Annotated in this window: 17 protein-coding genes; 14 read left to right on the top strand and 3 right to left on the bottom strand. The window is 70.7% G+C overall.

From position 1 onward, the window contains the following. Positions 1-151: 151 nt before the first annotated feature. The 10 genes from KBX63_RS08510 (at position 152) to KBX63_RS08465 (ending at position 10,274) form a co-directional block, all read left to right on the top strand. Positions 152-1,117 (top strand): ABC transporter substrate-binding protein, encoded by a 966-nt coding sequence (locus tag KBX63_RS08510; protein ID WP_210910397.1) that lies wholly within the window; start codon positions 152-154, stop codon positions 1,115-1,117. Continuing rightward, entirely contained in the window at positions 1,114-1,941 is an 828-nt protein-coding gene (locus tag KBX63_RS08505; protein WP_307871646.1) for an ABC transporter permease subunit, read from the top strand. The genes KBX63_RS08510 and KBX63_RS08505 overlap by 4 nt, the downstream gene beginning before the upstream one ends. Further along, positions 1,938-2,732, top strand: a complete 795-nt coding sequence (locus tag KBX63_RS08500; RefSeq protein ID WP_210910395.1) for an ABC transporter permease — start codon at positions 1,938-1,940, stop codon at positions 2,730-2,732. The genes KBX63_RS08505 and KBX63_RS08500 overlap by 4 nt, the downstream gene beginning before the upstream one ends. After that, positions 2,729-3,571 carry an ABC transporter ATP-binding protein gene (locus KBX63_RS08495; protein WP_247661959.1) on the top strand — a complete coding sequence of 281 codons (843 nt, stop codon included), beginning with the start codon at positions 2,729-2,731 and terminating at the stop codon, positions 3,569-3,571. The genes KBX63_RS08500 and KBX63_RS08495 overlap by 4 nt, the downstream gene beginning before the upstream one ends. Then, positions 3,568-5,166 (top strand): thiamine pyrophosphate-dependent enzyme, encoded by a 1,599-nt coding sequence (locus tag KBX63_RS08490; protein WP_210910393.1) that lies wholly within the window; start codon positions 3,568-3,570, stop codon positions 5,164-5,166. Before KBX63_RS08495 ends, KBX63_RS08490 begins: the two co-directional genes overlap by 4 nt. A 41-nt stretch (positions 5,167-5,207) precedes the next feature. After that, positions 5,208-6,668, top strand: a complete 1,461-nt coding sequence (locus KBX63_RS08485) for a benzaldehyde dehydrogenase (RefSeq protein ID WP_210910391.1) — start codon at positions 5,208-5,210, stop codon at positions 6,666-6,668. Positions 6,669-6,683: 15 nt separating this feature from the next. Continuing rightward, a complete protein-coding gene (locus tag KBX63_RS08480) occupies positions 6,684-7,514 on the top strand; it encodes an IclR family transcriptional regulator (RefSeq protein WP_210910389.1) in 831 nt (276 codons plus the stop codon). Between the two features lie 50 nt (positions 7,515-7,564). Continuing rightward, the gene (locus KBX63_RS08475) at positions 7,565-8,707 is read left to right on the top strand and encodes an MFS transporter (protein ID WP_210910387.1); all 1,143 of its coding nucleotides are present in this window, start codon (positions 7,565-7,567) and stop codon (positions 8,705-8,707) included. A 116-nt stretch (positions 8,708-8,823) separates the two neighbouring features. Further along, positions 8,824-9,993 (top strand): 4-hydroxybenzoate 3-monooxygenase, encoded by a 1,170-nt coding sequence (locus KBX63_RS08470; RefSeq protein WP_210910385.1) that lies wholly within the window; start codon positions 8,824-8,826, stop codon positions 9,991-9,993. A gap of 110 nt (positions 9,994-10,103) precedes the next feature. Continuing rightward, positions 10,104-10,274: a hypothetical protein gene (locus KBX63_RS08465; RefSeq protein WP_210910649.1), complete on the top strand. Its 171-nt coding sequence runs from the start codon at positions 10,104-10,106 to the stop codon at positions 10,272-10,274. A 55-nt stretch (positions 10,275-10,329) separates the two neighbouring features. Here KBX63_RS08465 and KBX63_RS08460 read toward each other — a convergent pair whose 3' ends face one another. The 3 genes from KBX63_RS08460 to KBX63_RS08450 form a co-directional block, all read right to left on the bottom strand. Then, entirely contained in the window at positions 10,330-10,824 is a 495-nt protein-coding gene (locus KBX63_RS08460; protein ID WP_210910383.1) for a hypothetical protein, read from the bottom strand. Between the two features lie 110 nt (positions 10,825-10,934). After that, positions 10,935-13,166, bottom strand: a complete 2,232-nt coding sequence (locus KBX63_RS08455; protein ID WP_210910381.1) for a hypothetical protein — start codon at positions 13,164-13,166, stop codon at positions 10,935-10,937. 429 nt (positions 13,167-13,595) lie between these two features. Beyond that, entirely contained in the window at positions 13,596-15,185 is a 1,590-nt protein-coding gene (locus KBX63_RS08450; protein ID WP_247661958.1) for a hypothetical protein, read from the bottom strand. A 319-nt stretch (positions 15,186-15,504) separates the two neighbouring features. Here KBX63_RS08450 and KBX63_RS08445 point away from each other — a divergent pair, with 319 nt between their 5' ends. The 4 genes from KBX63_RS08445 (at position 15,505) to KBX63_RS08430 (ending at position 20,522) form a co-directional block, all read left to right on the top strand. Continuing rightward, positions 15,505-16,506, top strand: a complete 1,002-nt coding sequence (locus KBX63_RS08445; protein WP_210910379.1) for a LacI family DNA-binding transcriptional regulator — start codon at positions 15,505-15,507, stop codon at positions 16,504-16,506. 123 nt (positions 16,507-16,629) lie between these two features. Beyond that, on the top strand, positions 16,630-18,306 hold the full coding sequence (locus KBX63_RS08440; RefSeq protein WP_210910371.1) for an ABC transporter substrate-binding protein: 1,677 nt from the start codon (positions 16,630-16,632) through the stop codon (positions 18,304-18,306). A gap of 75 nt (positions 18,307-18,381) precedes the next feature. After that, complete coding sequence (locus tag KBX63_RS36670; RefSeq protein WP_210910369.1) at positions 18,382-19,548, top strand: ABC transporter ATP-binding protein; 1,167 nt, start codon at positions 18,382-18,384, stop codon at positions 19,546-19,548. Next, positions 19,545-20,522 (top strand): ABC transporter permease, encoded by a 978-nt coding sequence (locus KBX63_RS08430; protein WP_210910363.1) that lies wholly within the window; start codon positions 19,545-19,547, stop codon positions 20,520-20,522. Before KBX63_RS36670 ends, KBX63_RS08430 begins: the two co-directional genes overlap by 4 nt. Position 20,523 lies beyond the last annotated feature (1 nt).

The raw sequence follows: 20,523 nt of genomic DNA, 5'->3' as shown, positions 1-20,523 counted from the left end.
GTTGACGTGAGCCAGACCACGTGCCAACGTTCTATATGAGAACAGCCGTTCGGTAAGCGAACAGGATGTGACACCCCCGGGGGCTTCTCCGGCATGGAGGCCCACCACACCCCCGGTCCCTTCCGGGACCACCGGACGCGGGAGTACCTGCATGCGCCGTCTAGTCATCAGCGCCATAACCGCCGCAGCACTGCTCACAGTCACCACCGCCTGTGGCTCCTCCGACGCCGACGAAGCCGGCGGGCAGGCGGGCGGCACCACCAAGATCAAGGTCGGTGCGATCCCCATCGTCGACGTGGCTCCCCTGCACCTCGGCATCCAGAAGGGCTTCTTCAGCGAACAGGGCCTCGACGTCGAGGTCGTCAACACGACCGGCGGCGCGGCCGCGGTTCCGGGGGTGGTCAGCGGCGAGTTCGACTTCGCCTTCGGCAACCTGGTCTCGCTCATCGTCGCCCGCTCCGAGAACCTGCCGCTCAAGGTGATCGCCGAGGGCAACTCGTCAACGGGTCAGCAGGGTAAGGACTTCGGCGGGATCGTGGTCCCCGAGGGCAGCCCGATCACCAGCGCGGACCAGCTCGCCGGCAAGACGGTCGCCGTCAACAACCTCAAGAACATCGGTGACACCACCGTGCGCGCCTCGATCCGCAAGGCCGGTGGCGACCCGTCCACCGTGAAGTTCGTCGAGCTGCCCTTCCCGGACATGCCCGCGGCCGTCGACGCCAAGCGGGTCGACGCCGCGTGGATCGTCGAGCCGTTCTTCACCATCGCGCAGGACCAGGGCGCCAAGGTGATCGCCTCGAACTTCGTCGACACCGCTCCGAACCTGACCATCGCCGCCTACTTCACCAGTCAGAAGACCGCCCAGCAGAAGGCCGACGTGACCAAGCGCTTCACCGCGGCCATCGAGAAGTCCCTGGCGTACGCGCAGCAGCACCCCGACGAGGCGAGGGCGGTACTGCCCACGTACGCCAAGATCGACCCGGCGGTTGGCGCGAAGATGACGCTGCCGGCCTGGTCCGGTCAGATCAACCGGGAGTCCGTCCAGACGCTCGCGGACCTGATGCTCACCGACGGACTGATCAAGGAAAAGGTCGACATCGCGGAGCTGCTCCCGTGACATCCACGCTCACGGCGCCGGCCCGGGCCTCCCGGGCCGGCGCGGCGAGCCGGGCGGCCCGCGGCACCACGCTGCTGGGCGTGCTGGGTTTCGCCACCTTCCTCGCGCTGCTGGAGGTGGTCCCGCGCAGCGGCCTCGTCTCGCCGGACTACCTGCCACCGCTGAGTCGCATCGGCGTCGCGCTGGCGGAACTCGCCGGCGAGGCCGGTTTCTGGACCGCGATCGTCGACACCGTCCAGGGGTGGTTCCTCGGCCTCGCCATCGCGGTCGCCGCTGGGATCGCCGCCGGATTCGTCATCGGCACCATCCCCGTGCTGCGGGAGTTCACCGCATCGACGATCGAGTTCCTACGGCCCATCCCCTCCGTGGCACTCATCCCGCTCGCCGTGCTGGTCTTCGGCAGCGAGCTGCGCTCCGTGCTCCTGCTGGTCATCTACGCGGCGTTCTGGCAGGTTCTGCTCCAGGTGCTGTACGGCGTGCAGGACGTCGACCCGGTCGCCCAGGAGACCGCCCGCACCTTCGGGTTGCACCGCTGGGCGCGGATCCGGCACGTGACCTGGCCGACCGCGCTGCCGTACGTCCTCACCGGCGTCCGGCTGGCCGCGGCCGTGGCACTCATCCTCGCCATCACCGCGGAGCTCATCATCGGCGCGCCGGGGCTTGGTAACGAGATCGGGGTGGCGCAGTCGGGCGGCGCGGTCGCCCGGATGTACGCGCTGGTCATCGTCACCGGACTGCTCGGCGTGGCGGTCAACGTCCTGGCCCGACGCCTGGAGCGGTGGCTGTTGTCCTGGCATTCGTCGCTGCGCCGGGAGGTGGCATGAGAATCGCGCGCCGCGTCACCCGCGCGATCCTGGCGGCACTAGCGTTGCCGGCCATCCTGCTCACCCTCTGGTGGGTGCTCACCGCCGACAGCGAGAGCTACTACCTGCCGCCGCTGTCGGAGATCCTCGCCGCCGTCGATGACGTGTGGCTGCACTCCGACCGGCTGAGCGCGGACGTGTTGCCCAGCGTGCTGCGTCTCTTCGGCGGCTTCCTCCTGGCCGTGGTCATCGGCGTCGCACTCGGCGTCGCGATCGGCTCGTCCCGCCGGCTGCGGGCGTTCTGCGAGCCGGTGCTGGAGTTCCTCCGGGCGATCCCTCCACCGGTGCTGGTGCCGGTGCTGATGCTCGTCGCGGGCATCGGCGACACGATGAAGGTGCTGGTGATCGTCTCCGGCTGTGTCTGGCCGATCCTGCTCAACACCGTCGAAGGGGTACGCGCCGTCGACGAGGTGCTGGTGGAGACCGCCCGATGCTACGGCGTGCGCGGCCCGTCCCGGCTCTGGAACCTGGTCATCCGGTCGGCCAGCCCGCAGATCGTGGCGGGGCTTCGGCAGGGCCTCTCGATCGGGATCATCCTCATGGTCATCAGCGAGATGTTCGCCGCCAGCAACGGGCTCGGATTCAGCATCATCCAATTCCAACGGACGTTCGCGGTGACCGAGATGTGGACCGGCATCCTGCTGCTGGGTCTGCTCGGTTTCCTGCTCGCCACGCTGATGCGGCTGTTCGAGCGGCGAGCCCTCAATTGGTATTTCGGCCTGCGGCAGGCGCAGCGAGGTGGGAGTCGATGAGCATCATGAGCGAGACCCGGACCCAGACCGCCGACCCACGCACCGAGGCACTGCTCGACGTCCGCGGTGTGCGCAAGGTGTACGAAGGCCACGGCCGGTCCGTCGAGGCCGTCCGGGACCTGACGTTCACGGTCGCGCGGGGTGAACTCGTCTGCGTGGTCGGCCCGTCCGGCGCCGGCAAGACCACTTTGCTCAAGTGCATCGCCGGCCTGCTGGCTCCGACCGGTGGTGAGGTGGTGCTGGAGGGTACCGCGGTCGACGGCCCGTCGCCGGGCATGGCAGTGGTCTTCCAGGAGTACGGCCGCAGCCTCTTTCCCTGGATGAGCGTCCGCAAGAACGTGGAGCTGCCACTGAAGCAGAAGAAGCTGCCCAGGGCGCGCCGGGCCGAGCTGGTCCATCAGGCGCTGGACGCGGTTGGCCTCGGCGATGTGCAGTCCGCCTACCCGTGGCAGCTCTCCGGCGGTATGCAGCAACGGGTCGCCATTGCCCGGGCGATCGCGTACGAGCCGCACATCCTGCTGATGGACGAGCCGTTCGCCGCCGTCGACGCACAGACCCGCGCGGATCTGGAGGACCTGGTCCGGTCCCTGTGGCACCGGCTCGGAGTGACCACGCTGTTCGTCACCCACGACATCGACGAGGCGGTCTACCTGGGCCAGCGGGTGCTGGTGCTCTCCGCCGCGCCGACCGTGGTGCTCGATGACATCGCCATCGACCTGCCCGATGAGCGCGACCAGCTCACCACCCGTTCCTCGGCCCGCTTCGCAGAGCTGCGGGCGCAGGTGTTCGCGCAGATCCAGCGGGCCAAGAAGCACCACGCCGGGGCGGACCACCCATGACGACGGTACGCGAGGCGACCCTCGACGTCCTGCGCCGATACGGGATGCACCGCATCTTCGCCAACCCCGGCTCGACGGAGATCGCGTTCCTCGCGGACCTGCCGGACGACCTGCAGTTCGTCCTGGCCCTGCACGAGGGATCGGTGGTCGGCATGGCCACCGGGCACGCCATCGCCACCGGACGGCCCGCTTTCGTCAACCTGCACACCGCCGCCGGTCTCGGCAACGCGGTCGGCGCGCTGGTCACCGCCCGGGTGAACCGGGCGCCCCTGGTCGTCGTCGTCGGTCAGCAGGACCGCCGCCACCTGGCGCTGGAGCCGTTCCTCGCCGGTCGGTTGGAGGGCTTGGCAGGGCCGTACCCGGTCTGGGTCAACCAGCCGGTGCTCGCCCAGGACGTGCCGGCGGCGATCCGGCGCGCATGGCACGAGGCCATGCAGCATCGTGGCCCGGCCGTCGTCGTCGTACCGATGGATGACTGGATCGCTCAGCTGGACCCGGCGCTCGGGCTGGCCGCGCCGGCGACCGTGCTGCGCGCCGAACCGGCGGCGGGCCCGGCCGCCCGGGAGCTGGCTCAGCTGCTGAACCAGGCGGCAAAGCCGGTGGTGGTGGTCGGCGCTGGCGCCGACGACCAGGACACCTGGGATGCCCTGGTCTCGCTTGTCGAGCGGCTCCGCGCTCCGGTGTGGCAGGAGGCCTTCGGCGCCCGCGCCGGCTTCCCGCAGGACCATCCGTCCTTCGCCGGCCATCTGCCGGCCGGCCGGTCCCGGCTGCGCGCGGTGCTGGCCGCGCACGACGTGGCCCTCGTCGTCGGCACTGGCGCGTTCCGGCAGTACCCGTACGAGCCGGGTCCTCTCGTGCCGGAGGACCTCACCGTCGCGGTGGTCTCGGCGGACCCGGACGAGCTGCACCACAGCCAGGCGGAGCTGGCCGTGCTCGGTGACCCGGCAACGCTGTGCCGCGCGGTCGCCGAGCAGCTGACCGCGAGGACGGCGACGACGCCGACGCCACGCACCGAGGCCGTCGCGCCGCCGTCGGCTGGAGAGCCCATGCGTGCCGCGCACGTCTTCGCCGCACTCGCCGAACGGCTACCCAGGGACGTCGTACTGGTCGAGGAGAGCCCGTCGTCGCGACCGGACCTGCACCGGCTGCTTCCCGCCCGGCAGCCGCGCGGCTTTGTCAGCGCGGCCATGGGCGGCCTCGGGTTCGCACTGCCCGCGGCGGCCGGGCTGCGGATGGGCGACCCGACCCGGCCGGTCGTCGCGGTGCTCGGCGACGGCTCCTCGCTCTACAGCATCCAGGGGCTGTGGAGCGCCGCCCGCTACGGCTGCGGCGCATTGTTCGTCGTCCTGTCCAACGGCCGGTACGCCGTCATGGACCGGCTCGCCGACAAGGTCGGCGGCAAACCGCCCTGGCCCGCCTTCGAGGAGGTCTCGGTGTCCGGTCTGGCGCGGGCCCTCGGCTGCCCTGCGCGCCGGGTGAGCGACCACGCGGAGCTTCTGACCCTCCTCGACGAGGTGGTTCCAACGCTCGCCGAGCGCACCGACCCTCTCCTGCTCGACGTGCCGGTTCACGTCGACACGCACTTCGAACCCTGACCGCGGGCACACCGCACTAACCCCCTATCGAGGAGACCACCATGGCCCTGCTCGACACCGGCATCTGGCACGGCATGCTCTACAGCGACGGCTGGACCGAGCCCACCGGCGGGGCGGCGGCGGTGCGCTCCCCCGCGACCCGCGAGGAGATCGGCGTCGTCGGCGTCGCGAACGCCGACGACGTGGCCCGGGCCTGCGCCAGGGCATCCCAGGCGCAGCGCGCCTGGGCCGCCACCGGGTATACGGAACGGGCGGCGGTGCTGCGTCGGGCCGGACAGCTGTGGGAGCAGCACGCCGCCGAGGTCGGCGACTGGCTGGTGCGAGAGGCCGGGTCGATCCCGCCCAAGGCCGGCGTCGAGACCGACACCGCGGCGCAGGAGTGCTACGAGGCCGCCGCGCTCGCCTCGTGCCCCCTGGGCGAGATCATCCCCAGCGCGCAGCCCCGGCTGAGCCTCACCCGCCGGCTGCCGGTCGGCGTGGTCGGCGTCATCGCCCCATTCAACTTTCCACTCATCCTGGCGATCCGCTCCGTCGCGCCGGCGCTGGCCCTGGGCAACGCGGTGGTGCTGAAACCGGACCTGCGCACCGCGGTCGCCGGCGGGCTGGCCATCGCCCGGATCTTCGCGGAGGCCGGCCTCCCCGAGGGACTGCTGCACGTGCTACCCGGCGGAGTGGAGACCGGAGAGGCGCTGGTCGCCGACCCGCACGTACGGGTCGTCAGCTTCACTGGCTCCACCGCTGCCGGGCGCAAGGTCGGGGAGGCCGCGGCCCGGAATCTCAAGCGAGCGCATCTGGAACTGGGCGGCAACTCCGCGCTCATCGTGCTCGCTGACGCGGACCTGGACCTCGCCGTCTCCGCCGGCGCCTGGGGCTCGTTCCTGCATCAGGGGCAGATCTGCATGACCACGGGCCGGCACCTGGTGCACGAGAGCCTGGCCGACCGGTACGTCGCCGCACTCGCCGAGAAGGCCGACCGTCTGCCGGTCGGCGACCCCGCCAAGGAACAGGTGGCGCTCGGCCCGATCATCGACGAGCGGCAACGGGACAAGATCCATCGCCTGGTGCGGGCCAGTGTCGAGGCCGGTGCGCGCCTGGCCGCCGGCGGCAGCTACGACGGCTTGTTCTACCGCCCGACCGTGCTCGCCGACGTCACCACCACCACCCCGGCATACGCGCAGGAGGTCTTCGGACCGGTCGCCCCGGTGATCACCTTCGCCGACCCGGAGGAAGCGGTGGCCCTGGCCCGGGACACCGAGTACGGCCTGTCCCTCGGCATCCTCAGTGGCGACGTGATGCGGGCGATGGCGCTGGCCGATCGCATCCCGAGCGGCATCGTGCACATCAACGACCAGACCGTCGGCGACGAGGCCCTGGCACCGTTCGGCGGTACGGCCGCGTCCGGCACTGGCTCGCGCTTCGGCGGGGCGGCGGCGAACGTTGAGGCGTTCACCGAGACCCAGTGGCTCACCGTTCAGGGCGACATCACCCGATACCCGTTCTGACCGAGGGAGACCACCGTGGCGGGCGGAATACGGGCCCCGGGCACGTCGGTGACAGCCCGGGTGCTCGCCATCCTCGGCGCGTTCGACGTGGCCCATCCGGCGCTCACGCTCAGCGACCTCGCCCGGCGGGCCGGGCTGCCGCTCGCCACGGCGCACCGCCTGGTCGGCGAGCTGGTCGCCTGGCGGGCGTTGACCCGTGACGCGGACGGCGCGTACCGGATCGGCGTGCGGCTCTGGGAGGCCGGATTGCTCTCACCACTGCACACCCGGCTACGGGAGGTCGCGCTGCCGTTCCTGCAGGACCTGCACACGGCAGTGCGAGAGAACGTGCACCTGGCGGTCCGCGACGGCGACGAGGCGCTCTACGTGGAGAAGGTGACCGGGCACCGGGCAGTGCCGATCATCTCCCGGGTCGGGGGCCGGTTGCCGCTACACGCCACCGGGGTGGGCAAGGCACTGCTCGCCTTCGCCCCACCTGATTTCGTGGCGGCACACCTGCGCCGGCCGCTGACCCGCTGCACGCCGTACACAGTCACCGAGCCCGGCCGGCTGGCTGGGGAGCTGGCCGCTGTGCGGTACCGGGGCTGGGCACGTACCAGTGAGGAGATGACCCTCGGCTCCTGTTCGGTGGCCGTTCCGGTACTCGATGGGGACGGCACGGCGGTGGCGTCGATCGGCGTCGTCGGGCACAGCCTCGGCGCGGTTCCGGAGCGGTTGGCGTCGGCCCTGCGGGTGGCGGCCGAGCGGGTGGCTGCCCGGCTGGCCGACACGGCCGACGACCCGTACCCGACGTTGCAGCACGGCATCGCGATGCGACGCCGGCCCAACGGTCGGGCGAGCGCATGAGGGTGGCACACGAGCGGGCGCCAGCCGGAACGCGAACCGACCGCACGAGCATGGCCGGCCCGCTGACTCTGATCGGCGTGCTGTTGCTGGCGCTCAACCTGCGTGCGGCCATCGCGGTGCTCGCGCCGCTGCTGCCTGACGTCCGGGCCGACCTGCAGCTGGGCAGCGGCGCGGCCGGACTGCTGACCACGCTGCCGGTGCTCTGCTTTGGGCTGCTGTCCCCTTTCGCGGCGCTGCTGGGCCGGCGGATCGGAGTGGAGTGGTCGCTGCTGGTGGCGATGCTGGGCATCGTCGCCGGCAGCGCGCTGCGCGTGCTGCCGGGGCTCTGGGCGGTGGTCGCCGGCACGGTGGTGATCGGTGCCGGGATCACGGTCGGCAACGTGCTGGTGCCCAGCGTGGTCAAGCGGGACTTTCCCCGCCGTCAGGGTGCGGTGACCGCGTCGACGACGGCGGCGCTGACCGGCGGGGCCGCCGTCGCGGCCGCGGTGGCCGCGCCGTTGTCACACGCCGGGCTCGGCTGGCGCGGCGCTCTGCTGCTGGTGGGTGGGCTGGCCGCGGTTGCTGCCGTGGTGTGGTTGCCGCAGCTGCGCCGCCGGCACGTCGCCCCGACGGTGGCGGTGGGTGGTGCCTCGGTGCTGCGCTCGCCGGTGACCTGGGCGCTGGCCGCGTTCATGGGCATGCAGTCGTTGACCTACTACGCACTGCTCGCCTGGCTGCCGACGATGGTGCGGGACAGCGGGGTGTCAGCGGCCGGTGCCGGGTGGGCCCTCGGGCTGTTCAACCTGCTCGGCATCGCCACCGCGGTTGCCGCACCCGTCCTGGCGTCGCGGCTGCGGGATCAGCGCGTGTTCGGTGTGCTGGTGGCGACGACCTGGGCGGTGGGACTTGTCGGGCTGCTGGTGGCGCCGTCGCTGTACCTGCTCTGGGCGACGGTGACCGGGCTGGCGCAGGGGGCCGGGATCGGGCTGGCACTGGCGCTGCTGGTGCTGCGGGCCGGCACCCCGCAGAGCGCCCGCGACCTGTCCGGGACGGTTCAGTCGGTCGGCTACCTGGTGGGCTCGACCGGCCCGCTGCTCCTCGGCCTGCTGCGCGACCGGTCCGGTGACTGGTCCCTGTCACTCGGCGCGCTCTGCGTCGCTGCGCTGGCGATGGCCGTGGCGGCCCTGTGGGCGGGACGTGACCGATCGGTCTGACCGGATCTTCCGCTGGATGGAAACCCGGTGCGGCGAACAGGCCCGGCTGCGGGCAGTCTGGTGCCCTACCCGCAACGGGGTCGCGGCGGTGTCGCGGCCGAGGTGAGGAGGCACGGATGCGTACCCAGGTCGGCATCGTCGGAGCGGGGCCGGCCGGTCTCATGCTGTCGCACCTGCTGCACCTGCAGGGCATCGAGTCGGTGGTGGTCGAGAGCCGCAGCCGGGCGTACGTCGAGCAGCGGGTCCGGGCCGGGGTCCTCGAACAGGGCTCGGTCGACCTGATGTGCCGCGTCGGGCTCGGCGAGCGGCTGCAGCGGGAGGGCATGCGGCACGAGGGCATCGAGCTGCGATACGACGGGCAGTCGTACCGGGTGCCGATGACGGAGCTGACCGGGCGGGCGATCACCGTCTACGGGCAGCAGGAGGTGGTCAAGGACCTCATCGCCGCCCGCCTCGCGGCCGGCGGGTCGATCCTGTTCGAAACCGAGGCGGTGCGCGTGGAGAACCTCGATTCAGCGCCGACGATCTACCTGCGGCAGGGCGGCCGCGACATCGAGCTGCACTGCGACTTCGTGGCCGGCTGCGACGGCTTCCACGGGGTCAGCAGGAACGCGGTGCCCGACGGGGTGCTGCGCACGCACGAGCGGACGTACCCGTTCGCCTGGCTCGGTGTCCTGGCCGCCGCTCCCCCAGCGGTGGACGAACTGATCTACGCCAACCACGAGCGTGGGTTCGCCCTCTACAGCCTGCGGTCGCCGGAGATTTCCCGGCTGTACCTGCAGGTCGCGCCGGACGAGGACATCGCCGACTGGCCGGACGAGCGGATCTGGGCGGAGTTGCGGACCCGGCTGGAGACGGTGCCGGGCTGGTCGCTCAACGAGGGACCGATCGTGGAGAAGTCGGTCACGCCGATGCGCAGCTTCGTGGTCGAGCCGATGCAGTGGCAGCGCCTCTACCTGGCAGGGGACGCCGTGCACATCGTCCCGCCGACCGGCGCCAAGGGCATGAACCTCGCCCTGGCCGACGTGGCGCTGCTCGGCGAGGCCTTCGCGGCCTGGTACGGCGAAGGGCGGACGGACCTGCTGGAGAGCTACTCGACGACCGCGTTACGCCGGGTCTGGCGGGCACAGCACTTCTCCTGGTGGATGACCTCGATGCTGCACCGGCTGGACAGCGACGACCCGTACGAGGCGAAGCTGCAGACCGCGACGCTGCGGTACGTGGCCAGCTCCCGCGCGTACGCCACCAGCCTGGCCGAGAACTACGTGGGCCTGCCCCTCAGCTGACCAGGCGCGGAGACCAACATCGTGCTTCCGTGGGCGGGCTGCCGGCACCGCGGTCAGCCGCAGTCGCGATCAGCGCGTGTCCGCCCACCCGGGAGGCCATGGAACCGGAGATGGCCCGACGCCGCCAGTATCGTCACCGGCGCAGCGCGGTCTCCGCCCGAGACGGGAGCGGCGCCTTCGTCACCGATGCAGACGAACTGCACGCCTCGGCGACCCTGCTCGGCACCTACTACATGGCGTTCGGTGCGGGTGCCCTCGTCGGTGGCTTGACCGTCGGCTAGCCGAGGGGCCTACCAATCGAACGTCTTCCCAGTTCGGTGGTGGGGCAGGGTCAGCTCAGTAGGGCAGCTCCACGCCGAGCCGCAGGGCGAACTCCCGGTGGGCGGCGGTGATGGCGTCGAGCCAGCGGGCGAACATCTCGTCGGCCCGCAGGAAGCGCCCCAGCACCACGTCGAAAACCTCTCGGTCCACGTGGTAGACCTCGACCACGTCCGGCTGGGCGGCGAGCGCCTCCTCGATCAGGTCGTCGTCGACGAAGTCACCACCGCTGTCCACCATGGACTTCACCGCGTCGCCGAGGCCGACGATCCAGGCCAGGCCGTCGCGGGAACTGACGTCGAGCGCCGCGCAGAGCTCCTCGCGACGCAGCGGCTCCCCCTCGGTGAGTGGGAGGAAGGTCTCGGGTACGCGAGCGAACACCGCGGCCACCGGCGGTGTCCGGATGAGCTGGTGACCACGGTATTCGACATGCCGGCCCTCCTCGTTGACCCGAAGCGGCTGGATGCCGGGCACCGCGTACGGGGGCAGCGCGGAGCTTGTCGACGAGTTCATGGCCAGGTGTCCTCCGTCGGACGTCGGTGGGTACTACCGGTGAATCCGGGGCATCGACGAGGATGCCCCGGATTCACCCTACGAGTGGTCAGCGACGCGCTGACGACCTGTCAGTTGGCCGGGAAGTGGATGGTGAACGTGATGTTCTGTTGCACGAGACAGTCCAGGAGGTCATCCCACACCCCGAGGCTGTTGTAGGGGTTGTTCGGCGAGCCACCGCCGTGCGGCATGAAGTGCCAGTGGACGCCCACGACCTTCCTGGTCCCCATCCCCGGGTTGTCCGCCTGGATCTTCGCCTGGTTGGCCAGGTCCTTGTACCACCCGTCCTTCTTGCACTGCTCGATGTCCTCGTCGCGCATCGGGATGCCGGCCTTCACCTCGTGCAGGGTGAAGTTGCCGTTGGCGTCCTCCTCCGCGAAGTCCGGGTAACGGCCACGGGAGTTCGCCGGGAGGTCAGGCAGATCCGGCCTCTTGAGGTAGAGCTTGTTGGAGCCGTGCCTCCCGGTCTTGCCCAGCGACGTCATCAGCTCGACGAGCCGTTCCTCGGCCTGGGTCCACCGGTACACCCAGTCGACGTTGGGCCCGTGGACGTGGTTCGGCTTTTGGAACACCACCTCGTGCAGCTTCTTCAGATCGGTGCGCGCGCCGCGCAGCAGCCGGTCGAAGTTCGACTTGCTCACCCGCCCCGACGAAACCGCCGCCGTCAGTCCCTCGGGCTCGACGAGAGCCGCCCAGACCTCCGGCATGATCAGCTCGTAGGTGACCTCCTTGACCGAGGCCGGGAGTTTGTCGTACTTGGCGACGAACCGGGCCACCTCAGCGAGGCGGTGCACGTACCGCTGGACGAACTTCGCGATCTTGGCGGGAATGGCGACCGCGTCGCCCGCGTACGGAATCAGGCTGAGGACGCTGAAGCCGGCGCTGACCCAGTCGCCGCGAATCGCGGCGGCGACCGCGTCCCGGATGTCGGTGATCGCCCCGACGATCCAGCCGTACACCGGGATGAAGCTCAGGGCGGTGGAGCAGATGTTGCCGGCGAGCCAGGCCATCGAGTCCCGCATCGCGAACTCGCCGGCGACCAGGCCGAGCGCGAAGTCGGCGACGTACGTCCACTTGCTGATCTGCTCGTCCGGGCGGGCGGGGTCCAAGTCCTGGGACTCGGCGTTGGCGACCTCGTAGTCGTCGCGCAGACCGTCGCCGTCGGTGTCCTGGCTGAGTGAACTGCTGCCCCACTCGAGTTCGGTGCCGTCGGACAGACCGTCACCTTCGGTGTCCGGGTTGTCGGCGTTGGTGCCGTCGTCCTCCTCGACGATGTCCGGTGCGCCGTCGCCGTCGGTGTCGAGGTCGGTGGGCACGGGGACGATCGGCGGCACGTCGCCGGGCGCGGGCGGGGCGCGGGGCTGGTCGGCGACCAGTGGATTGCTGCCCTGGGCGACCTCGGTGCCGTCCTTGACGCCGTCACCGTCGGTGTCCGGGTTGGTGGGCGAGGTGCCGAGGTCCTGTTCCTGGAGGTTGGTCAGGCCGTCGTTGTCGACGTCCTCGGCGCCGTCGGCGACCGAGTCCCCGTCAGTGTCGGCCTTGTTCGGCGCGGTCCAGCCGGCCAGCTCGGTGATCTCGAACTTGTCGGTCAGACCATCGCCGTCGGTGTCGACCAGCAGCGGGCTGGCGCCGAGGCGCAGCTCCACCACGTCGACCACGCCGTCGTTGTCGTGGTCGCCGGCGTAGGTGATGCCCAACCGGGCCAGCACGTTGAAGCCGCTCGCCCAGGCCCGGCCGGCCTGGATCGTCGCCGGCACCGGGTTGGCCTTGACCAGCATCTCGTCGGCCTTGGCGAGATTGACCTTCGCCGCCTCGAGATCTGCGAACGCCTCGGTCAGCCCCACCGGGGCGGGCGCAGGGGGCGGGCTGGCCCGGAACGGGCCGATGGTCACCTCGGCGTCCTGGATCGCCGCGTCGGCCAACAGCCGGGCACCGGAGAGGGTTTCCACCAGAGCGCGGACGTGCGCCTGCTCGGCCTCACCGTTCGGCGGGCTCGCGCCGGTCAGCCGGCTCTTGAGGAACGACTCCAAGTGCTTCAGGTTCTCGAACGCGACCTCGCCGTCAGCGGCGCTCTTGAGCCGCGCGCCGTCGAAGTACCGACTCTCGACGTCGGCCAGCACCGGGGCGAGCCGGCCGTCGCCGAGCCCGCCCTCCACGTACGGGCTGAGCGCCTGGCAGGACTCGGTGACGTAGACCTTCGCGTCCCGGGTGTACTCGGCGGTGGGGATCTTTGCGACCTCTACCTGCCACAGCGGCGTCTCGCCTGCCGTCGCCTCGGCACCGAACAGCGCCACCTGCGCCACGACAGCGGTCGCTACCGCCGCAGCCAGGGTCCTTCTTCGTAACCGTCCGCGCACAGAATTTCCCCGTCCGTCAGGTGTGGACATGACGACCGGAGCTTAATGACGTATTTCTATGTCATGGGCCCCCTCAACTCGCGGGTGTCAACGTTTGTCGACGTCTGTCACGGAAGGACGGAGCTTGCGGATCAGCTCAGGGCGACCCGCGGGCCGGAGCCGATCCGGACGGAGGCGAGGCGGCACATCGATGGTGACGCCGTCGCCGCCAGGGCTGAGGATCATGAGTTCACCGCAGCATCCGCACGGCCAGCTGAACCACGCAGGTTCGCGGCACGCATCGTGAGGCATATTCAGAAGGGCGGGTGGTACCCACGAATCTCTTGGACGACCGCGTCGACCTGTTCGCCGACTGGCGGGTATTCCTCGGCGTCGTCACTCGCCGAGGCGGCTACTCGCCAGCCAACCAGCGAGCTGCCGACCGGTCTCCTCTCCGAGCGCAGCCGCCGCTCGCGCCGCCAGCGTGACCAGTTCGGCGTGTTCCGTCGCGGTGGCCTGCAACTCCGGCCGAGGAGCAGAGCTCCACGCGGTCCGCGCAGCATCGCGGGTGATGCGGATGGCATCGGCCTTGCCCCGTTCGGCCAGACGAGGATCCGCGTCAATAGCCAAAATCAGGGCCGCCCGCAGCTCGATGCCGACGCCACGGCCGCGCAGGAGCCTATAGCCGGCTCGACGCAGCTCCACACGGCCATCCCGGAGCAGCTCCCACGGCAAGGCCTGCGGCAGAGCGCCGGCGACCGGGCGCAGCGCCATGGTCACCTCCCGCACCACCGCCGGTGACGGATCTCGCACCAACGTCACCAGCTCCCCCGCCACGGCTGCGTCCAGCAGCCGCAGACTCCGCACCGCTCGGGCACGGATCCGTGCCCGCTCATGGCCGAGCAACCGCCGCAACAAATGGGCGTTTGTTCCCGAGCTGGTCTCGGCAAGCCCGGCGATCGACCCCAAGGGCGGCTCGCCGGCGCCGACGGCGGTCCGGTAGTGCTCCCGCACGTCGACCCTCAGACGCCGGGCCGCGTCCCGGGCCACGGCCCGCACCAACGGCGCATCATCATCGAGGTACCCGGCGACGTCGGCGTCCTGGCCGACCCGCACCAGCCCGGTCAACGCCACCACCCGCACCTCGGCCCGAGCGGACCGCGCCAGCCGGCGCAGGACGTCATGGCGGCGGGTCCAGACCGCGTCACGGCACGCCGCCTCCGCCGCCCGCGCCCGTACCCCCACATCCGGATCCGACTCGGCAAGGGCCACGAGTTCCGGCAAACGCAGCCGACCCTGCGCCAGGACGACGTCGAAGACGAACCGCCGCTCCCGACGATCACCCGAGCCGAGCAGGCCGCGCCACAGCTGCTCCGTCGCCGCCAAAACCGCCACCCGCACCTGGGCGACCGCGAAGCCAGCACGCAGACGCGCCTCAAGGCGCAGCGCCATCGGCAAGACCGCAGGCAGGTAGACGGCAGCGTCGTCGGCGAGCAACACCGCGAGCCCGGCCCGCGCCCGATCCCGCACCGGCCCGACCCAATCCGCGGTACGCACCACCAGAAACGGCATCACCTCCGCGTACGTGCGGGCAACCATCGCCGCGACGGCACGCTCCCGGATCCGCCCGTCACCGTGCATGCTCGCCAGCGCCGTCGCCACCGGCCCCGACGACACACCTGAGAACCGTCCCGCGACCCGCAGCCACGCGGGCTCCCGGTGCCAGCCGTACCACGGTGCCGACCGCGCGTGCTCGTCGAGCCGAACCACCAACCCCGGTACGCCGGCCACCAGCGCCAACGCCGACCGCGCCAGCACCTCATCGCCTACGGCATCGACTTCGAGCAGCACTTCGACCAAACGGTTAACCGCCTCCCATTGGCCTGCCCCGGCGTGCTCGACAGCAACTCGTACCGCCCCAAGCAGCCCGTCCTGCCCGAGCATCGAAGGCGGGAGGACCTGACCGTCGCGTCTGCCCCAGATCACCCCGACATCCTGCCCTGCCAGCCAACCCCATCGAACTAAATTTCCGGGCCGAACGGCGAGCCGGACCAGTCCCACCCAGCGCAACGGAGCCGTAGGCGCCGGCACGCCCGCGGACGACCCGGTTTCCTCGCATCGACGCTGGCCACACCCTGGATCGGCCGCGCTGTCCATCGGCACTTTTTTCAGGTGTCGAACTTAGCCATGTTTCGTTACCCGTCCGTTATTGACGTGACCGCCGCCACTTCGGTTGACTGCGACGGAACCGCTTCCGCAACCGGTTCCGAAACAACGCCTCACCCCTTCGACCTGGGAGCGTCACGTGCCGATCACCATCGCCGATGTCGCCACCCGCGCGGGGGTGAGCAAGACGACGGTCTCCCGGGTGCTCAACGGCAAGGGCGAGGTGCACGTCCGCACCGCCGACCGGGTCCGCGCGGTCATCAACGCCCTCGGGTACGTGCCGAGCGCCCGCGCGGTCGGCCTGGCCCGCGGGCGTACCCGGGTGGTCGGCATGCTGGTGCCCGCCCTGACCTGGCCCTGGATGGGCGAGGTGCTCCAGGGCGCGGCCGACGTGGTCGAGGCCGAGGGGTACGGCATGCTGCTGTTCACCTGCACCCACGGCGACGAGTCGATGCGGCGGTTCGCCTCCCAGGTCTCCGCGAAGTCCTTCGACGGACTGCTCGTGGTCGAGCCGGAGGGCACCCTCGACTACATCACCGAGCTGCACGATCGCGGCCTGCCGGTCATCCTCATCGACGACCGCGGCCACCAGCCCGGCTTCCCGTCGGTGCGCACCACCAACGAGTCCGGCGCGCGAGCCGCGGCGGCGCACCTGCTGGCGCACGGGCGGAAGCGGCCGCTGGTCGTCACCGGCCTGAGCCGCTTCGGCTGCACCCGGGAGCGGCTGGCCGGCTTCGCGGACGGCTACGCCGACGCCGGCCTGCCCATCGACCCCGCCCTCGTCGTGGAGGGCGACTTCACCTTCGAGTGCGGACGGGTCGCGGTGGAGCGCCTGCTCGCCGACAGCGTGCCGTTCGACGCCGTCTTCGCGCACAACGACCTCTCCGCCGCCGGAGCGCTCCAGGCACTGCGCGACGCCGGCCGGCGGGTCCCGGACGACGTGGCGGTGGTCGGTTTCGACGACCTGCCCCTGGCCGGGCACACCCACCCACCGCTGAGCTCGGTCCGCCAGCCGTTGCGGGAGATGGGGGCGGCCGCCGCCCGCACTCTCATCGCCCACCTCGCCGGCACGCCGCTGCCGGACACCCCGACCGTCATTCCCACCAACTTCACCGTCCGCGCCTCGACCGGCGCTACCTGACCTCTCCACCGCTCATCCACCACCCACACCGGCGGGAGCGTCGCGCCCACCGGCGGCAACACCGCACACCCTCCATCCACCACATCCCGCTCGAGGATTGCGGGAGCACCGAGGGAGACCTCCATGAGAAGAAGGCAGTTCCTCGCCGTCGCGCTGGCCGGCGCGATGGCCACCGGCGTCGCCGCGTGCGGCGACAGCCCGAACGCGAACAAGAACAACGGCCAGGCGGCCACGGTGCTGAACGTCGGCATGCCGAACGGCCCGCAGGCCGAGAACAACAACCCGTTCCTCACCACGTCCGCCGCGGCCTCGCTGGGCTACCGCTGGCAGATCTTCGAGCCGCTGATGATGTGGAACCCGGTGAAGCCGGCCGACCCGTTCAAGCCGTGGCTGGCGACCAAGGCCGAGTGGTCGTCGGACTACACCTCGGTCAAGGTCACTATCCGAGAGAACGCCACCTGGTCGGACGGGCAGAAGGTCACCGCCGAGGACGTCGCCTTCACCTACAACCTGGTCAAGAAGTACCCGGCACTCAACGACCAGGGCGTGCCCTACACGGACGCGACCGTCAGCGGCAACGAGGTCACCATCAAGATGGCCAGCCCGCAGTTCGTGAACCAGCAGAAGGTGCTGTGGCGGGTGCCGATCGTGCCCAAGCACATCTGGGAGAAGATCAGCGACCCGACGACCGACACCGTCAAGCAGCCGATCGGCAGCGGCCCGTACACCCTGAAGTCGTTCACCCCGGCCAGCATGACCCTGACGGTGCGCGACAACGGCTACTGGCAGGACCTGCCGAAGGTCAAGGAGCTGCGCTACACGTCCTACACGGACAACAGCGCGCAGACCACCGCGCTGGCCAACGGCGAGTCGGAGTGGAGCTTCGTCTTCATCCCCAACTACCAGGCCGTCTTCGTGGCCAAGGACCAGGAGCACCACAAGGTGTGGGCGCCGGCGATCCTGGGCATCCACGGCCTCTACCTCAACACCACGAAAAAGCCGTTCGACGACCCCACGTTGCGGCGCGCCATGAACATGGTCATCGACCGCGCCGACATCTTCACCACGGCCGAGGCCGGCTACTTCCACCCGCAGGTGAAGAGCGTGACCGGCCTGCCCAGCCCGGCCGGCGACTCGTTCGTCGCGCCCGAGTTCAAGGGCCAGGAGCACAAGGTCGACGTCGAGGGCGCCAAGGCGCTGCTGACCGGCGCCGGCTACAAGCTCGAGGGCAACACCCTCAAGGACAAGACCGGCAAGGCCGTCACGCTGAAGCTGACCGACCCGGCCGGCTGGTCCGACTACCAGACCAGCCTGGAGATCGTGAAGGACAACCTGTCGAAGATCGGCATCGCCGCCACAGTCGACAAGGCCAACCAGGACGCCTGGTTCCGCAACGTCGAGCAGGGCAACTTCGAGGCGACCTTCCGGTGGACCGAGGGCGGCGCCACGCCGTACGACATCTACCGGACCGTCATGGACGGCCGGCAGCTCAAGCCGATCGGCACCGCCTCCCCCGCCGGCAACTTCGGCCGCTTCAACAACAAGGAGGCGACCGACGCCCTGGTCGCCTACGCGAACGCGACCGACGACGCCGCGCGCACCACCGCGATGAACACGCTGCAGAAGATCTTCGTCGACCAGATGCCGATGATCCCGGTCGGCGCGGACAACATCGGCGGCGCGTACAGCACGAAGAACTGGACCGGCTGGCCGGACGACTCGAACCCGTACGGCGCCATGCAGCCCACCCAGCCCAACGCGCTGGACGTGGTCCTGCACCTCAAGCCCGCCAACGGCTGACCTCGCCAACTGCCTCCCCGGCCGGCTCCCCGGCCGGCCGGGGAGGCGCACCCCACGCTCAGACAGGAACTCGGCATGACGTTGAGCGAGAGCGCGGCGGCGCCGGTCGACGAGGTGGTGCTGGAGGCCGTCGGCCTGACCAAGCACTTCCCCGTCCGCAGGCGGCTGCGTGACCTCTTCTCCCGGACGCCGGCAGTCGTGCACGCGGTCGACGACGTATCGTTCGCGCTGCGTCACGGCCGGGTGACCGCGCTGGTCGGGGAATCCGGCTCCGGCAAGTCCACGGTGGCCCGGCTGCTGGCCCAAATCTATCCCCGCAGCGCCGGCGACCTCCGCCTGCACGGCACGTCGACCCGGGTGCGCGGCGGCCGGCCCTTCCGGTCATACGTGCGGCGGGTCCAACTGATCCTCCAGGACCCGTTCGCCTCCCTGAACCCGGTGCACACCGTCCGCTACCACCTCACCCGGTCGCTGCGGATCCACGGCAACGCCGGGCGCGGCGCCGAGGAGCTGGACCAGGCCCTCGCCAAGCTGCTCACCCGGGTCAGCCTCACCCCGCCCGAGCGCTACCTGGACGCCTTCCCGCACGAGCTCTCCGGGGGCCAGCGGCAGCGCGTCGCCATCGCCCGGGCGCTCGGCGCCGACCCGGAGGTGCTCCTCGCCGACGAGCCGGTCTCCATGCTCGACGTCTCGATCCGCCTCGGCGTGCTCAACCTGCTCCAAGACCTCAAGGAGCGGCTCAACATCGCCATCCTCTACATCACGCACGACATCGCCTCGGCCCGCTACTTCGCCGACGAGACGATCGTGATGTACGCCGGCCGGATGGTCGAGGGCGGCGACAGCGAGACCGTCACCCAAAACCCGGCCCACCCGTACACCCGGCTGCTCACCGATTCGGCGCCGGATCCCGAGCGCATCACCGGCGACGGCGCCGGCGTCGACGCGGCCGCCGGGGAGGACCGCGGTCAGGGCGAGCCGCCGAGCCTGATCACCCCGCCCGCCGGCTGCCGGTTCCACCCCCGGTGCCCGCACGCGATGCGGCGCTGCACGGCGGACCTGCCGCCGCCGCTGACCATCGGCGACCGGCCCGGCCACTGGGCCGCCTGCTGGCTCTACGACCCGGCGACCGTCGCCGCCGACACTCCCGGCTCGGCCGCCCCCGACGCCGACCCGGCCGTGCCGCCGCCCCCGGCGGCGGTTGACCGCGCCGAGACAGCCACCCGGGGGGAGCCGCGATGAGATTCCTCCTGCAGCGCACGGCCTTCTACCTGTTTACGGCGTGGGCGGCCATCACACTGAACTTCTTCATCCCGCGGCTGGTGCCGGGCGACCCGGTGCAGTCCCTCATCTCGCGCAACCAGGGCCGGATCAGCGCCGACGCCATCGAGTCGCTGCGCGTGCTGTTCGGGCTGGACGCGAACGAGAACGTCTGGGAGCAGTACCTGCACTACTGGGGACAGCTCCTCCACGGTGACCTGGGGCTGTCGTTCACCTTCTTCCCGGCGCCGGTGTCGACGGTGATCGGCGACAGCCTGCCGTGGACGGTCGGCCTGGTCGGTATCACCACGGTCATCAGCTTCCTCCTCGGCACCGCGCTCGGCGTCGGCGCCGGCTGGCGGCGCGGCTCCTGGGTCGACGGCCTGCTGCCGGCCACCACGTTCCTGTCCTCGATCCCGTACTTCTGGCTGGGCCTCGTCGCCATCGCCCTGTTCGCCGGCCCGGGAAGCTTCTTCCCGTCCTCCGGCGGCTACGAGGCGGGCCTCGTGCCGGCCTTCGACGGGTACTTCATCCCGAGCGCGATCCAGCACAGCATCCTGCCCGCCGCCACCATCCTGGTCTCCTCGATGAGCGGGTGGATCCTCAGCATGCGCAACATGATGGTCACCGTCTCCTCGGAGGACTACATCACGGTCGCCCACGCGAAGGGGCTGTCGGAGCGCCGGGTGGCCCTGAGCTACGCGGCCCGCAACGCGCTGCTGCCGAACGTGTCAGGCTTCGCCCTGTCGCTCGGGTTCATCGTCGGCGGCACGCTGCTGGTGGAGATCGTCTTCTCCTACCCGGGTCTCGGCTACCAGCTGTTCCAGGCCGTCGGCGCCAAGGACTACCCGCTGATGCAGGGCATCTTCCTGATCATCACGATCTCCGTGCTGGTGGCGAACCTGCTCGCCGACGTCGCGTACCTGCTTCTCGACCCGCGGACCCGAAAGAGCTGAG

Origin of the sequence: Micromonospora sp. U21, assembly GCF_018070045.1 — a bacterium.
GTDB lineage: Bacteria > Actinomycetota > Actinomycetes > Mycobacteriales > Micromonosporaceae > Micromonospora.
The sequence above is the reverse complement of the archived record's forward strand: the minus strand, read 5'-3'. Positions and strand labels throughout refer to the sequence as shown.